This window comes from Rhizobium chutanense, from assembly GCF_002531935.1.
GTDB lineage: Bacteria > Pseudomonadota > Alphaproteobacteria > Rhizobiales > Rhizobiaceae > Rhizobium > Rhizobium chutanense.
Genome location: NZ_NWSV01000008.1, coordinates 136,155 through 149,320 on the forward strand (window position 1 = coordinate 136,155; position 13,166 = coordinate 149,320).

17 protein-coding genes are annotated in these 13,166 nt (G+C 61.6%); 8 read left to right on the forward strand and 9 right to left on the reverse strand.

Going from position 1 to position 13,166, the window contains the following annotated elements; all coding sequences use genetic code 11:
- Nucleotides 1-6 precede the first annotated feature (6 nt).
- Nucleotides 7-2,256 (reverse strand): OmpA family protein, encoded by a 2,250-nt coding sequence (locus CO666_RS15215; protein ID WP_097612925.1) that lies wholly within the window; start codon nt 2,254-2,256, stop codon nt 7-9.
- A 333-nt stretch (nt 2,257-2,589) separates the two neighbouring features.
- On the opposite strand from CO666_RS15215, the gene CO666_RS15220 reads away from it, so the two are divergent.
- The 4 genes from CO666_RS15220 (at nt 2,590) to CO666_RS15235 (ending at nt 5,598) form a co-directional block, all read left to right on the forward strand.
- Complete coding sequence (locus tag CO666_RS15220; protein WP_097612926.1) at nt 2,590-3,363, forward strand: transporter substrate-binding domain-containing protein; 774 nt, start codon at nt 2,590-2,592, stop codon at nt 3,361-3,363.
- A gap of 114 nt (nt 3,364-3,477) precedes the next feature.
- A complete protein-coding gene (locus CO666_RS15225) occupies nt 3,478-4,284 on the forward strand; it encodes an ABC transporter permease (RefSeq protein ID WP_097612927.1) in 807 nt (268 codons plus the stop codon).
- On the forward strand, nt 4,281-5,111 hold the full coding sequence (locus tag CO666_RS15230; RefSeq protein ID WP_097612928.1) for an ABC transporter permease: 831 nt from the start codon (nt 4,281-4,283) through the stop codon (nt 5,109-5,111). The genes CO666_RS15225 and CO666_RS15230 overlap by 4 nt, the downstream gene beginning before the upstream one ends.
- A 220-nt stretch (nt 5,112-5,331) precedes the next feature.
- Nucleotides 5,332-5,598, forward strand: coding sequence for an usg protein (locus CO666_RS15235; RefSeq protein WP_097612929.1), 267 nt, complete (start codon nt 5,332-5,334; stop codon nt 5,596-5,598).
- A gap of 15 nt (nt 5,599-5,613) precedes the next feature.
- On the opposite strand, the gene CO666_RS15240 is transcribed toward CO666_RS15235, so the two are convergent.
- The gene (locus tag CO666_RS15240) at nt 5,614-6,351 is read right to left on the reverse strand and encodes a DUF2270 domain-containing protein (protein ID WP_097612930.1); all 738 of its coding nucleotides are present in this window, start codon (nt 6,349-6,351) and stop codon (nt 5,614-5,616) included.
- Nucleotides 6,352-6,487: 136 nt separating this feature from the next.
- Between CO666_RS15240 and CO666_RS15245 the strand changes: the two genes are divergently transcribed.
- From CO666_RS15245 to CO666_RS15260, 4 genes are all read left to right on the forward strand, one after another.
- The gene (locus CO666_RS15245) at nt 6,488-7,306 is read left to right on the forward strand and encodes a class I SAM-dependent methyltransferase (protein WP_097612931.1); all 819 of its coding nucleotides are present in this window, start codon (nt 6,488-6,490) and stop codon (nt 7,304-7,306) included.
- A gap of 103 nt (nt 7,307-7,409) precedes the next feature.
- Nucleotides 7,410-8,096 carry a glutathione S-transferase family protein gene (locus CO666_RS15250; RefSeq protein ID WP_097612932.1) on the forward strand — a complete coding sequence of 229 codons (687 nt, stop codon included), beginning with the start codon at nt 7,410-7,412 and terminating at the stop codon, nt 8,094-8,096.
- Nucleotides 8,093-8,431, forward strand: coding sequence for an ArsR/SmtB family transcription factor (locus tag CO666_RS15255; RefSeq protein WP_097612933.1), 339 nt, complete (start codon nt 8,093-8,095; stop codon nt 8,429-8,431). The genes CO666_RS15250 and CO666_RS15255 overlap by 4 nt, the downstream gene beginning before the upstream one ends.
- On the forward strand, nt 8,428-8,904 hold the full coding sequence (locus CO666_RS15260; RefSeq protein WP_097612934.1) for an SRPBCC family protein: 477 nt from the start codon (nt 8,428-8,430) through the stop codon (nt 8,902-8,904). Before CO666_RS15255 ends, CO666_RS15260 begins: the two co-directional genes overlap by 4 nt.
- Before the next feature lie 11 nt (nt 8,905-8,915).
- On the opposite strand, the gene CO666_RS15265 is transcribed toward CO666_RS15260, so the two are convergent.
- From CO666_RS15265 to CO666_RS15300, 7 genes are all read right to left on the reverse strand, one after another.
- On the reverse strand, nt 8,916-9,365 hold the full coding sequence (locus tag CO666_RS15265; RefSeq protein ID WP_097612935.1) for a DUF1801 domain-containing protein: 450 nt from the start codon (nt 9,363-9,365) through the stop codon (nt 8,916-8,918).
- A 95-nt stretch (nt 9,366-9,460) separates the two neighbouring features.
- Nucleotides 9,461-9,931: a DUF1801 domain-containing protein gene (locus CO666_RS15270; RefSeq protein ID WP_097613050.1), complete on the reverse strand. Its 471-nt coding sequence runs from the start codon at nt 9,929-9,931 to the stop codon at nt 9,461-9,463.
- Nucleotides 9,932-9,942: 11 nt separating this feature from the next.
- Complete coding sequence (locus tag CO666_RS15275; RefSeq protein ID WP_097612936.1) at nt 9,943-10,149, reverse strand: hypothetical protein; 207 nt, start codon at nt 10,147-10,149, stop codon at nt 9,943-9,945.
- 40 nt (nt 10,150-10,189) lie between these two features.
- The gene (locus tag CO666_RS15280) at nt 10,190-10,600 is read right to left on the reverse strand and encodes an SRPBCC family protein (protein WP_097612937.1); all 411 of its coding nucleotides are present in this window, start codon (nt 10,598-10,600) and stop codon (nt 10,190-10,192) included.
- Complete coding sequence (locus CO666_RS15285) at nt 10,597-10,920, reverse strand: ArsR/SmtB family transcription factor (protein WP_097612938.1); 324 nt, start codon at nt 10,918-10,920, stop codon at nt 10,597-10,599. Before CO666_RS15285 ends, CO666_RS15280 begins: the two co-directional genes overlap by 4 nt.
- A 303-nt stretch (nt 10,921-11,223) precedes the next feature.
- Nucleotides 11,224-12,399, reverse strand: a complete 1,176-nt coding sequence (ssuD, locus tag CO666_RS15290; protein WP_097612939.1) for an FMNH2-dependent alkanesulfonate monooxygenase — start codon at nt 12,397-12,399, stop codon at nt 11,224-11,226.
- A gap of 337 nt (nt 12,400-12,736) precedes the next feature.
- Nucleotides 12,737-13,108 (reverse strand): hypothetical protein, encoded by a 372-nt coding sequence (locus CO666_RS15300; protein ID WP_097612941.1) that lies wholly within the window; start codon nt 13,106-13,108, stop codon nt 12,737-12,739.
- Between the last annotated feature and the right edge of the window lie 58 nt (nt 13,109-13,166).

Consider the following 13,166-nt stretch of genomic DNA (forward strand, 5'->3'; position numbering starts at 1 on the left):
ACATCTTTACTGGTTGGCTGCCACCGGGCGGACCAGCGCCGTGACACGGCGGATGGTGACGCGGCGGTTTTCCTGTTCGGGGCCTGACGTGTTGACCTTCAGGTAGCGCTCGCCGTAGCCCTGGGTCGCCAGGTTCTCCGGCGGAATGCCATAGACGTCGGAGAGCACGTTGGCGACCGATTCGGCCCGCTGGTCGGAGAGGACGAGATTGCTCTGATCGGTGCCGACGGCATCCGTATGGCCCTCGATCAGGAAGGTCTCGCTCGGATCCTTCTTCAGCACCTGGCTGATCGCGTCGGCGACCTTGCGCAGGGTGCGCGCCTGGGTCATCGGGATCTCGGCGCTGCCGGTCGCAAAGGTTACCGTATCGAGGTCGATGCGGCGCACCTTGTCGCGGATACGGGCCGAATATTTCACCTCGTCAAGCGAATAGACGCGCTCCACCGGCTCGACGGGCGGCTCGCTCAGGAACTCGTAATAATCCCGGTCCGGGTCGCTGCGGGTGTCGATGATGTAATCGCTGAGCGGCACGCGCAGCCGCATCGGCGGCAGGTCGGCGCCCGGATCCTCGAAGTAATCGCGGTCCGGATCCTCATAAAGGTCCTGGGAGTAATAGAGCACGTGCTCGCGTCCGCGGGCATCGACGCGCGACCGCTGGATGATGTCACCGTAGCGATTGCGGATGGTGACGATGCGGTAGCCCTCCGGCCGCATGATCGTCTCGCGGTAGCGATCACCCGACAGCTCCTCGTAGGTCGGCCGCTCGCCGTCGCGCAGGAACCGCCTGTCGTCGTCGCCGCGCACGATCACCTGATTGTTGTACTGAATGATCACGCGGCTGTCGTCCTGGCTGTCGCTATACCGGGCACCGTCAGGGCGGGCAAATTGCGGCCGCTCGTTGAGCCGCGTGCCCTTCTCGCTGGTGACCGCCTCGAGCTTGACCGGCGCCGGCGCCTTGGCGCCGGTAGCGGCCTGCGCATCGGCATCCGAGGTCGGCACCTTGACGTCCTGGCTGTCGGCGCGCTGCTTGTCGCGGTCGCGGCGGCCTTCCCGGCCCTTGCTGCGGTCGGCATCCTTGTCACTGTCGAGCACGGCGGCACCGTTCTCGACCGGCAGCACGACGGTCTCATTGCTCTTGGCCGGATCTGCGGCAATCTTCTTGCGGCGCTCTAGCTCCTCGGGCGATACTTTCTCAGGCGCCGGAATGGCTTGCTGCGCCTGTTGGCCGCCACTGGCATCCGGTAGCGGCTGGGCGGTGTCGGTCGCCGGTGCGGCCGGCTGCTCGCCTGCGGGCTGTTCGCCGGCAGGTTTTACCGCAGTGCCATCCTTCGGCTTTTCTGCGGGTGCGACAGCAGGCGCAGCCGCCTTTTCTTCGGTCGCCTTTTCTTCCGTCGTCTTGTCGGCGGCCGGCTTCTCGCCAGTCGTCTTATCGGCGGGGGCTGCGGCCTCCCCCTTTGCCGGCTTTTGCTCGGCCGGCGCCTCGGCGGCAGGTTTTGCCTCCGGCTTGACTTCGGGCTTGGCCTGCTCCTCGGCCGGCGTCACCGCCTCAGGCGCAGCGGTCTCCGCCTTGCCCTTGCCTTTCTCTTTGCCCTGGGCCTTGTCCTGTCCCTTATCCTGCTTGTCGCGCGGCCGCTGCTTGCCTCCATCCGGCTTGGGTTCGGGCTGAGCCTGCTCGGTCGCGGGCTGAGCCTCCTTCGCCGCCGGCTGCTGTTCCTGTGCCGGCTGAGCCTCCGGCTCGGCCGGCTGGGCTTCCTGCTTCTTAGGCTTTTTCGGTTTTTCCTGCGTTACCGGCTGCTGCTCCTGCTGCGGCGCGGCCTCCGGCTTCGCCTCGGGCTGGGCTTCCTGCTTGGCTTTCCGCTCGGGTTTGCTTTCGGCCTTGGGCGCGGGCGCCTCCTTCGGCGCTTCGGCCTTCGGCGGTTCCGGCTCTGCCTTGGGTTCAGGCGCCGGCGCCTCCTTCCGCTCCGCTTTCGGCTTTTCGGCGGGCGCTTCCTTCGGCTGCTCGGCGGCCGGAGCCTTTTCAGCCGGAGCCTCTTCCTTCTCCTTATGCTTTTTCTTCTTCAGCAGTTCCTCTTCGGAGGGTGCGTCGGCAGGCGCATCCTGCGCCACTTCGAAGCTTCCCTGCTCAACTTGCCGCACGGCCTCGGCCTGCGTCTGAACGCCGCGTATGGCGGCCAGCGCCGATGCCGGCTGGAAAGCCAGCGAGAGAGAAAGCAGCGGAAAAGCCGCGCTTGCAAACAATCTTGATTTCATGCCCATCGGGTTTCCTCGATCCTGTTTGAACTTCCTAAAGGCCGACAGGCCCTGCTTCCGCCCCTAGCGTCGCATTGAGGCGAAACGGCGAAATGGCAAAGCGCCAAGCTGCCGATTTGTTCCGGTTCTAGGAATTCGGGGATTAACCTTACATGAATGTTGCAGTCCGGCGCCGTTCATCTCGCCCGCTGTTTGCGCGGCAAATCGCGCGGGAATTTCTGTTGCATTTCCATGAAAAAAAGTCTGATTATCGCGGCAAGGCGGTGCCCCGTCACCGTTGAACAGCAGCCGTCAGCCCAAGAGAAAAATGCGCGACGGCTACCAACAGAGAGGATCCTCATGCATATCTCCACCCGTATTTTCGCGGCAGCCTCAATCGCGGCGATGTCCCTTTTCGCCGGTTCGGCCATGGCCGATGGCGAGAAGTATGTGATCGGCACCGATTCGACCTATCCGCCCTTCGAATTCGTCGACGCGAGCGGCACGATCCAGGGCTTCGACATCGACATCACCAAGGCGCTCTGTGCCGAGATGAAGGCCGAATGCTCCTTCGTCAGCACCGATTGGGACGGCATCATCCCGGCGCTCAACGCCAAGAAGTTCGACATGATCGTCTCCTCGATGTCGATCACGCCGGAGCGCCTCAAACTCGTCGACTTCTCCAACAAGTACTACAACACCCCGCCGGCCGTTGCCGTGCCGAAGGATTCGACGATCACCGACGTTGCCGGCCTGAAGGGCAAGGTCATTGGCGCACAGACCTCGACGACGCATGCCAACTACGCCGAGAAGCACCTCCCGGACACCGAGCTGAAGCTCTACCCGACGGCTGACGAATACAAGCTCGACGTTTCCAGCGGCCGCGTCGACGCCGTCATCGACGACGTCGTCGTGCTCTCCGAGTGGGTCAAGTCCGACGCAGGCTCCTGCTGCAAGATCCTGACGACCCTGCCGGTCGACAAGGAAATCAACGGCAACGGCGCCGGTATCGCCATTCGCAAGGGCGATCCGCTCAAGGAAAAGCTCAACACCGCGATCGCCGCGATCCGCGCCAGCGGTGAGTACAAGAAGATCCAGGACAAGTACTTCGATTTCGACGTTTACGGCGAATAAGAAATTCGGTATCTGGCCGACAAAAGCGAATGGCGGAAGGCTTGCTCTTCCGCCATTTTTGTTTGACAAAGGTAGCAAGATCAAAACGGCAAAAGCCGTGAGGGGAATCCACGCATGGGCGGATTGTTTTCCGCGCTCGGCTCCTTCTGGAGCTCACTTGTGCACATCTTCGATCCGCTGTGCGGACCCGTCGGCATCTTCACCTGGTTTGGTCAGTCGACGCTTCTTGCGTGCGGCGATACAGGCTGGGGCGACGAGATCGCGCTCGGCTTGCAGGTTACCGTTTCGGTGGCGATCGTCACCTTGCCGATCGGGCTCGCCATCGGTTTTCTCGTGGCGCTGGGCCAGCAGTCGGAGGAAAAGCCGCTGCGGCTGGCGGCCGGCATCTACACCACGATTTTCCGCGGCCTGCCGGAGCTTCTGACGCTCTTCATCATCTATTACGGCATGCAGATGCTGATCCAGTCTCTGCTGACCTTCGTCGGTTATGATGGACCGCCGGTCGAGATCAACGCCTTCCTCGCCGGCGTCATCGCGCTGTCGGTGGTCTTCTCCGCTTATTGTTCGGAAGTGCTGCTCTCGGCCTTTCGCGCCATTCCCAAGGGCCAATATGAGGCGGGCGACGCGCTTGGGCTGCATCACGGCCGCACGCTGCGGCTGATCATTCTGCCACAGCTCGTGCGCATCGCGCTGCCGGGCCTGACGAACCTCTGGATGGTGCTCTTGAAGGACACTTCCTACGTCTCGATCATCAGCCTTGCCGATATTCTGCGCCAGACGAGCGTGGCGGTGCGCGTAACCAAGGAACCCTTCTTCTTTTATGGCCTGGCCTGCTGTCTCTATCTGGTGCTCGCCGTCCTCTCCTCCTTTCTGCTCGTCTATGTCGAGCGCTGGGCCAAGCGTTCGGAGATCCGGCGATGAGCTACGCTGAAACATTGATCCCGCCGCAGCCCGCCCCCCGTAAAGTGGCAAAGCCGATAACGGGTGCCCGCCTTGCCGGCTATATCCTCGTTGCGATTTGGGCGCTGTTTGCCGCGCTGCTGGTCTATACCGTCGTCAATGGCTGGGATCCGGAGAAGTTCACCCGCTACGGACCGCGCTACCTGCACGGTCTCGGGATAACACTGAGCCTCGTTGCCATCTCCGTCGTCTGCGGCGCCCTGCTGTCGCTGCCGCTCGCCATGGCGCGCCTGTCGAGCAGCCGGGTGCTGAACTGGCTGGCCTACGGCTATATCTATTTCTTCCGCGGCACGCCGCTGCTTGCCCAGCTGTTCCTGGTCTATTACGGCCTCGGCATATTCCGGCCGCAGCTGGAGGCCGTCGGCATCTGGTGGTTCTTCCGCGACGCCTGGTATTGCGGCCTTTTCGCCATGACCATCAATACTGCGGCCTACCAGGCGGAAATCCTGCGCGGCGCTATCCAAAGCGTACCGCACGGCCAACGGGAGGCAGCCGCGGCACTCGGCATCCACAAGTTCATCGCCTTCCGCAAAATCATCCTGCCGCAGGCTCTCATCGTCGCACTTCGCCCCTACGGCAACGAGATCATCCTGCTGATCAAGGGCTCGGCGGTCGTCGCCATTATCACCGTGCTCGACCTGATGGGCGAAACCCGCTACGCCTTCTCCCGCACCTTCGACTATCAGACCTATCTTTGGGCGGCGATCTTCTACCTCTCCATCGTCGAGGCATTGCGCCATCTCTGGGCCTGGATCGAGCGCCGCCTGACCCGCCATCTCAAGCGCTGATGCATAACGCCCAAAACTGTGTCGAGGTTTTGGGATCACGGCGTGGATGAACAGGAAGCGGCTTGGCAGCACTCTCGGCAATCTGCTGCCAAGTCCTTGATATTAAAAATCAATTGTTCTTTCCTCAAGGTTCTGTAAAGTTTTCGTTAACCACTCGCATGTTTCCATATCACGTAGCGCTCATAAGCGCGCGAGTGGGAACGAGAAGAAGTGGAATACGATGCACAAGGACTTGGAAAAACAACTGCAGGGCTACGGTCTGACGACAGCCCAGATCCTCTACCACATGCCGGACCACCCGGCGATCCTGCAAAGCTACGTCTGGCAGGAATACGACCTCGCCCCCGATTTTCCCGAAATGCGCGGCTTCCTGAAATTCTGGGAAGAAAAGCTCGACGGGCCGCTGCATTCGGTGCGCTACGTCCACCGCAAGCTGATCTCGGCAACCGAGTGGCGCGCGCTGAAAGGCGAGTTCATCCTGCATTGATCGGAGCCCGCTACGTCACACATGCGCCTCGCCATGACCGAACTCGCCCTCGTCGCGGTCGGGACGCAGGGCGAAAGCGAGCATGCCGAGATAGAAGGTGAGGACGATGGCAATGACGACAAGGCCAGGAATCGGCCCGAGCACGGCATTGTCGATGACATAGGTCCATGACTGCGCCTGCAATGCCGGCATGCCTTCCGTCTGCAGTTTCGGCGTCGAGATCTTCAGGCACCAGGCCAGCAACAGGATCAGGTACATCCAGCCATAATTGCGCTTGAGACGGCGGTGCATCGCCTCGTGATAGCTCAGCAGGAAACGCGGCTTGCGCAGGCTATTTGCGATAACCGTAGCCCATTCGCTGCCGGCTTTGGCGTCGGGCGCCATGATCTGAGCGAAATAGCAGCGCTCGACCTGGCGAATGCGAGCCCGGTAAATGTCGAAGAAGCGGTAGCGTCGCGCCTCTATCATCAGCAGCAGCGTCACCAGCATGATCCCGAACAGCAGCACACCGTGATGCGAGGTCGGTGTCGACAGTGACACCGAAAGCAGCGCTGCCACAACGGTGATCGCCCAGTTCGACGTCCGGTCGATGCGATCGCGCCAGCTCGTCATCCGCCCGAGTTCGCCGCGGTAATAATGGCTGAGCGAATTGGTGATCTCACCAGGCGTGCCGGGCAGCAACGGCACCCGCATGCCCTCTCCCTCCCTTGCCGTCTCCCTTGCCGATGCCATCCCGTCTTGCTTCGTCTCCATGGCTTTTCCTCCCTTCGTGTTCTTTTCAGCCGGCCAATCACAGAGCACCGGCCATTCTGCGCCTGCCGGCGCGCCATTGCAAAACATCGAAAGCGGCCTTAGAGCCATGACTGAAACAAAGAGACGGTGAATTGCGATGGCAAAGAAGATCGACGAAGAAGCCCTGGGCGAAGCCTATAACCGCGCGCTGGCGCTGGAAAAGACCGGCGATGTCGACGCGGCCGTGGCAGCCTATGAGGAAGTCCTGGCAATCGACCCCGACGATCACGGTGGCGCGGCCGTGCGCATCGCCGCGATGGGTCGCGGCGAAACGCCCGTCAAGGCGCCCGACGCCTATGTCGAGACCTTGTTCGACCAGCATGCCGAGGTTTTCGAGGACGTACTCGTCGAGCAGCTCGGCTATCACGTGCCGATGCTGGTACGCCAGCATCTGCAAGCGCTGAAGCTCGGGCCGTTCAAGCGGCTGCTTGATCTCGGTTGCGGTACGGGCCTGACCGGCGGCGCCCTGCGCGACCTCTGCGAGGATATGACCGGCATCGATCTATCGGAGAATATGGTCGAGATCGCCCATGAGAAAGATCTCTACGAGACGCTCTTCGTCGCCGAGGTCGAGGATTTCCTCGACGACAATGACGAGGAAGCCTTCGACATCATCACCGCCACCGACGTCCTGCCCTATCTCGGCGCGCTCGAACCGCTGTTTTTCGGCGCCGCCGAGAACTTGGCGCCCGGCGGTTTGTTCATCTTCTCGTCGGAGACCCTGCCGGAAGAGACCCTCGCCGGCCGCGCTTACATGGTCGGCCCGCACCAGCGCTTCGCCCATGCCGATGCCTATGTGAGAGAGCGGCTGACAGCCACCGGGTTCGAACTCGTCGAAATAACCGATATCAACGTGCGCATGGAAGACGGCCAGCCGACCCCCGGCCATCTGGTGATCGCCAAATATCTCGGTTGACGGAATAGTTTCGCGATTGGCGAAGTATCTCTTGCGCAATTTCTTCCGACCTGATACTTAGTCGATCGGTAAAGTTTACCGCAACGATAGGAAAGGTCGCCGCATGTCGCTCGTTTTCTATGGACATCCGCTCGCCTCCTTCTGCCACAAGGTGCTGATCGCGCTTTATGAAAACGGTACGCCCTTCGACAATCGTCTCGTCGATCTTTCCGACGAGAGCTCGAGCGCCGATCTCTTCCGCTTCTGGCCGATCGGCAAGATGCCGCTGCTCAGGGACGAAGCGCGCGACAGCACCATTCCCGAGACCTCGATCATCATCGAATATCTCGATCACTACTATCCCGGTCCCGTTCGCCTGCTGCCGCTGGAGATCGACCGGGCACTGCAGGTCCGACTATGGGACCGTTTCTTCGACCACTATGTCCAGGCGCCGATGCAGACGCTCGTCAGCAATCGCCGGCGGCCCGAGGGCAAGGCCGATGAGATCGAAATGGCGGCCGCCAGGACGACACTCGCCACCGCCTATGCGATGATCGAAAAGCAGCTCGCCGACAAGCAATGGATCACGGGTGAAGCCTTCACCATGGCCGATTGCGCCGCGGCCCCCGCCCTGTTCTATGCCGAGACTCTGGTGCCGTTCTCGCAGGACCAACCGATGCTTCGCGCCTATTATAATCGGCTGCTGGCTCGCCCGTCCTTTGCAAGAGCGCTGGACGAGGCCCGCCCCTACTTCAAATTCTACCCCTATCACGACAGGCTGCCGGCCCGCTTCCGGGATGCGGCGGAATGATCGAAAGCCAGGCCGATCTCGACCGCATGTTCCATGCGCTGTCCGACCGCAGCCGGCGCGGCATGATCGACCGTCTCGGCCGCGGCCCGGCTTCGGTGACCGAACTCGCCGCGCCGCTTGCGGTTGCCCTGCCGACGGTGATGAAACATCTGCAGGTGCTGGAGGATAGCGGTCTCGTGCTCTCCGAAAAGGCCGGCCGGGTGCGGACATACCGCCTGCAGCGTGATGCGCTGGGCGCCGTCGAGCGCTGGGTGGAACAGAGAAAGATCCAATGGACGACCACCTTCGACAGGCTGGATCGATTTCTGGCCGATGAAACGGAAACCCGAGAATGACCACACCATCCGCCGAACATGCCACCTTCGTCATCGAGCGCCACCTGAGGGCGCCGCTCGCCCGGGTCTTCCGTGCCTGGTCGACGCCGGAATCCAAGCGCCAATGGTTCGCCTGCCACGGTGAATGGGTGACACTGGATTACGCGCTCGATTTCCGCCCCGGCGGCGCCGAGCGGAACCACGTCGCCGATTCCGACGGCCTCCTGCACGCTTTTGACGCGCAGTATATCGATATCGTGACCAATGCCCGCATCATCTATGCCTACGAGATGAAGCTCGGAGAAAGGCGGATCTCCGCCTCGCTCGCAACCGTCGCCTTCGAAGCCGAACCCGCCGGCACCAAAATGGTCTTTACCGAGCAGGTCGTCTTCCTCGATGGCTACGCCGACAACGGCGCCCGCCTCCAAGGCACCGAGATCGGCCTCGACAATCTCGAACTTTTCCTCGAGCGCGAGACGAAACCGATCCATTAGGCGAGCAATGGTCAGTCGCTTGTTTTTTTCCGGGAACCGGCAGCCTTTGCTGACATGTTCAGCGCAGCGGCGGCGCGAACGAGCGACTTCAACGCCTCCTCGTCGATCGTATCGCCCTCATGGAAATCGATCGCACGGCGGGTGTTGCCCTCCAGGCTGGAGTTGAAAAGCCCCGAAGGGTCTTCCAGTGAGGCGCCCTTGGCGAAGGTCAGCTTGACCGCGCCCTTGTAAGTCTCTCCAGTGCAGATGATGCCGGAACGCTCCCACACCGGAACCCCTCGCCACTTCCATTCCTCAACCACCTCGGGCTCGGCCTGCCTGATGAGCGCTCGAACCTCGGCGAGCATCTTACCTCGCCAATCGGCCAGTTCCTCGATCCTTGCATCGATCAGCCGAGAGGGAGAGGTTCCCTCGTTTCCGTCCCCGGTATCGCTCTTCATGGTTGCTGTCGCCTTCTTCATGGTTGTCATTGCCCGCCCGTATGCCGATAACCGACGACGCCGCGCCTCTTCTGGGACGCATAAAGGACGCTGTAACGCTTTGAATTCTTGTCCGCTCACATCCGTTCGCCGGGCAATCGGCTGGCCTGCTCCACCCAGGCGGCGAGTTGGGCTTCGTCGATTTCGTCGTCCTCACGGATGTCGAGATAGCGCACTTCCTTCTGTTTGGATTGGCCGGGTGGAAGAGGATGCAGCGACATGCCCCGGAAGAACGCCACCTTGACGTATTTCGTGAAGCAATGAACGCCGAGGAACCAGCCCTGTCCTTCGATGCCGTAGAAGGGCGAGTTCCATTTCACCGCCTTGCATACTCCAGGCACGGTGCGCGTGATCAGCGCGTCGAGCCGACGCCCGAGGTTGCTTTTCCAGCCCGGCATGGCGGCGATGTAGGCTTGCACCGGAGCCTCACCGTAGCCCTTGGGGATTTGCGGGTTGCCGCCCGAGAGAAGTTTCGGCTCCGCCGCGGTCGGCTTGGCGGCTATCGTCTTTCCGAGCTTCGCTGCGGTCTTGGAGGTCTTGCCGGCCATTGCCTTCACTCCTATCTCCCGCCCCACCTCGCAGCATAGGGCAGCACGAACAGGTGGAGACCGGTCACGAGAAGCAGGCCGAGCGGCAGCAGCGCCAAGAGGCCCACCCAGACGGTCGATTTCTCCTGTACCATGGCGATAATATTGAGAATGACCACCACGGTAAAGGCAACGGACAGCCCGCAGTGGATCTGCCGCAACCAGTTGTTCAAGTCCAATGGAACCGCCCGCGTTAAAATCAGCCCGGCTTGGGCGGCCTCACTCCGTCCGCGCCAGCACCTGCTCCAGATTTGCAAGGAACTGTGTCCACCCACTTCTGGCGCCGCCGAAAGCCTGCCGCTGATCCGGCCGGAAACCCGCTTGCTCCATACGCAGATGCGTGCCCGTGCCGGTCGGGGTGAGCGTCCAGGTGACCGTGCTTTCGAGACCGTAGGCATCCCAGCTATAGGACAGGGTCCTGTTCGGCTCGACCTCCAGAACCTTGCAGTCGACCGAACCCCAATCGGCGTTGAAGCGGAAGCGATGGTCCGCGACCGGCTTGAAGTCGCTCTTCATCAGCCACTCCTGAATCAAGTGCGGCTGGGTCAGCGCCCGCCAGATCTTTTCCGAAGGAAAAGGAAATTCCCGTTCGATGACGACGGAGCGCGTTTCTGTCGATATGTCGGTCATTGATCCATCCTTTTCAGCAAATCTTCGAGATCGTTGAAGCGGTTTTGCCAGAACCCGGCCATCTCGCTCGTCCAATCGATGAGCGGAGCAAGTGCGCCGAGCTGCGCGCTATAATGGGTCTGACGGCCTTCGTGCCGGTCGCGCACCAATCCGGCTTGCTTCAGAATGCCAAGATGCTTTGAGACGACCGGCTGCGAGACCCCGGCCCGCGCAGTCAGAGCCCCGACCGTCTTCTCGCCTTCCCGGCACAGCCGCTCGAAAAGAGCCCGCCGGGTGGGGTCGGCAAGTGTCCTGAACAGTACGTCCGGAGCATTGGACATTTGGAACCCATACCTCGTTAGCTATGAATAAACCCATAGCTGCAAAGACATATGTTCGTCAAGCAATAAATAAAAAAAGAGAGAGCAAGCCGTAACAGGCGTTGCCTGCCATACAGCGTAGACAAGTTCGAGAAATCATTCGCTGACCGTGCATAGCTTGTTGGCTATGCATCGACTTTTGCCGGATCACCGGATCGCATTCCCGATGGCCCCCGGGCTGCGGAGGACCCTGTCGATGGCAACAAAATGCCGAAAGCCGCAAACGGCTTCCGGCGATATCAAGCTCGGCGTCTTTGTTCGGGTTCAGGAACCGGAAACGACTTTCAGATTGCCGCCATGGCTGCCGCCTGCAAAAATCTGCTTGCGGCCGAACTCGTTGTTGAAGGCCAGGCGCTGCTGCTCGCGGGTGATGCCGAGCTCGGGGAAGAGCAGCTCGGCGACGCGATAGGCTTCCTCCAAGTGCGGATAGCCGGAGCCGATCACCGTATCGATGCCGATCTCCTGATATTCGCGCAGGCGCGCGGCCACCGTTTTCGGTGAACCCACAAGCGCAGTGCCTGCGCCGGCACGTACCAGGCCGACGCCGGCCCACAGGTTCGGCGAGACCTCGAGCTTGTCACGGCGGCCGCCATGAAGGGCTGCCATGCGCTTCTGGCCGACCGAGTCGGATTCATGGACGAAGCGCTCCTGCGCCTCGCGGATCGTATCGTCGTCGAGATGGCGGATCAGCCGCTCGGCCGCCTCCCATGCCTCCTCATCGGTTTCGCGCACGATGAAGTGCAGGCGGATACCGAAGCTCACCTCGCGGCCACGCTCGGCGGCGGCCTTGCGCACCTTGGCGACCTTCTCGGCCACCTGCGCCGGCGGTTCGCCCCAGGTCAGGTACTTGTCGACGCGGCCGACGGAGAAATCGATGCCGGCATCCGACGAGCCGCCGAAATAAAGCGGCGGACGCGGGTTCTGCACCGAGGGAAAGCCGAGGCGCGCATTGGTCGCCTTGATGTATTTGCCGTCGAAACTCGCAGTCCCCTTGTCCAGCAGTTCCTCGAAGACGGTGAAGAACTCCTCGGCATGGGCATAACGCTCGTCATGCTCAAGATGAATGCCGTCGCCCGCAAGCTCCGCCGGGCTGCCGCCGACGACGATGTTAAGCAACAGACGGCCGTTGGAAATGCGGTCGAGCGTCGTCGCAAGACGAGCGTAGTAAGCGGGTGACGCAGTGCCGGGACGGATCGCCACCAGAAACTGCAGTTTTTCGGTCTTGGCGGCAAGAGCCGCCGCCGTCACGAAGGATTCCTCGCAGGCAACCCCGGTCGGCAGCAGCACGCCGGAATAGCCGAGCCGGTCGACCGCCTGGGCGATCTGCGTGAGATAGCCGATCTCGGGCGCGCGGTTGAGATCCGCGGAACCGAGATAGGTGCCGTCGCCCGACGTCGGGATGAACCAGAGGAAATTAATGGGATCGGATGTGGCGGTCATGGAAACGGTCCTTTGCTGCGAAATTCGAAATTCAGTTCGCGCGGCTAAGCCGGCCTTTGTCGGGCGACGACGTGCAGCACGGGCCTGCCCACCGCGCCCGCGCGCATGCTCGGGAGGATCGCGGTAACGATGGGAAGAATGCCGGGCTTTGTCTGCGCGTGAACATTTGCAATATCCTGTCGATCGATGGCGGCTGGCGGATGCACTCGAGAGTCGCCTTCGGTGGTCAGAATACTGACATAGACTATGAATTATATCGACAATATCAATTTTTCATTGTCATCCGCTTCGAGGAATAATTTTCCCCGTTCGGGCGCTCCTCGGCAAGCGCCTGCCGTCAAACCTCCCGACGTTCGACGGCTAGCCGCTCCCGGATAAAGCCGGGGCCGCCTGCAAGGCGCGTCGCAAGCAAGCTCGCAGGATCCACCATGCGCCAATAGGGCGTAACGGTCGAAACCGGCTCACCCTTTTCCAGCGCATCGAAGGACATTTCGGCAATCGCGCGCAAATGCCGCTGCACGGTCACCGGGCAACAGGCATCCGCCCCATATTGGGCAGCGAGGCGGCGGCGAAGGACGCCGACCTCGGTGAAAACACCTTCCGGCGCCGACCTGATCTGCTCTGCGACCATCTGCTGCGATGGAATAAGCATCGCCTGCATTCCGCTGCGGCCCCTGCGCCGCGGCTCGATCATCGGAACTTCGTCCATGTCTCCTCCCGCAAACATTGTGCTTTCCTCTCAATCTAGGGTTCGAGCGAATGACGGC

Excerpts from the sequence above, each read along its gene's own strand:
- CO666_RS15215 (WP_097612925.1), bottom strand. The coding sequence starts at position 2,256 with ATGGGCATGAAATCAAGATTGTTTGCAAGCGCGGCTTTTCCGCTGCTT.
- CO666_RS15220 (WP_097612926.1), top strand. The coding sequence starts at position 2,590 with ATGCATATCTCCACCCGTATTTTCGCGGCAGCCTCAATCGCGGCGATG.
- CO666_RS15225 (WP_097612927.1), top strand. The coding sequence starts at position 3,478 with ATGGGCGGATTGTTTTCCGCGCTCGGCTCCTTCTGGAGCTCACTTGTG.
- CO666_RS15230 (WP_097612928.1), top strand. The coding sequence starts at position 4,281 with ATGAGCTACGCTGAAACATTGATCCCGCCGCAGCCCGCCCCCCGTAAA.
- CO666_RS15235 (WP_097612929.1), top strand. The coding sequence starts at position 5,332 with ATGCACAAGGACTTGGAAAAACAACTGCAGGGCTACGGTCTGACGACA.
- CO666_RS15240 (WP_097612930.1), bottom strand. The coding sequence starts at position 6,351 with ATGGAGACGAAGCAAGACGGGATGGCATCGGCAAGGGAGACGGCAAGG.
- CO666_RS15245 (WP_097612931.1), top strand. The coding sequence starts at position 6,488 with ATGGCAAAGAAGATCGACGAAGAAGCCCTGGGCGAAGCCTATAACCGC.
- CO666_RS15250 (WP_097612932.1), top strand. The coding sequence starts at position 7,410 with ATGTCGCTCGTTTTCTATGGACATCCGCTCGCCTCCTTCTGCCACAAG.
- CO666_RS15255 (WP_097612933.1), top strand. The coding sequence starts at position 8,093 with ATGATCGAAAGCCAGGCCGATCTCGACCGCATGTTCCATGCGCTGTCC.
- CO666_RS15260 (WP_097612934.1), top strand. The coding sequence starts at position 8,428 with ATGACCACACCATCCGCCGAACATGCCACCTTCGTCATCGAGCGCCAC.
- CO666_RS15265 (WP_097612935.1), bottom strand. The coding sequence starts at position 9,365 with ATGAAGAAGGCGACAGCAACCATGAAGAGCGATACCGGGGACGGAAAC.
- CO666_RS15270 (WP_097613050.1), bottom strand. The coding sequence starts at position 9,931 with ATGGCCGGCAAGACCTCCAAGACCGCAGCGAAGCTCGGAAAGACGATA.
- CO666_RS15280 (WP_097612937.1), bottom strand. The coding sequence starts at position 10,600 with ATGACCGACATATCGACAGAAACGCGCTCCGTCGTCATCGAACGGGAA.
- CO666_RS15285 (WP_097612938.1), bottom strand. The coding sequence starts at position 10,920 with ATGTCCAATGCTCCGGACGTACTGTTCAGGACACTTGCCGACCCCACC.
- ssuD (WP_097612939.1), bottom strand. The coding sequence starts at position 12,399 with ATGACCGCCACATCCGATCCCATTAATTTCCTCTGGTTCATCCCGACG.
- CO666_RS15300 (WP_097612941.1), bottom strand. The coding sequence starts at position 13,108 with ATGGACGAAGTTCCGATGATCGAGCCGCGGCGCAGGGGCCGCAGCGGA.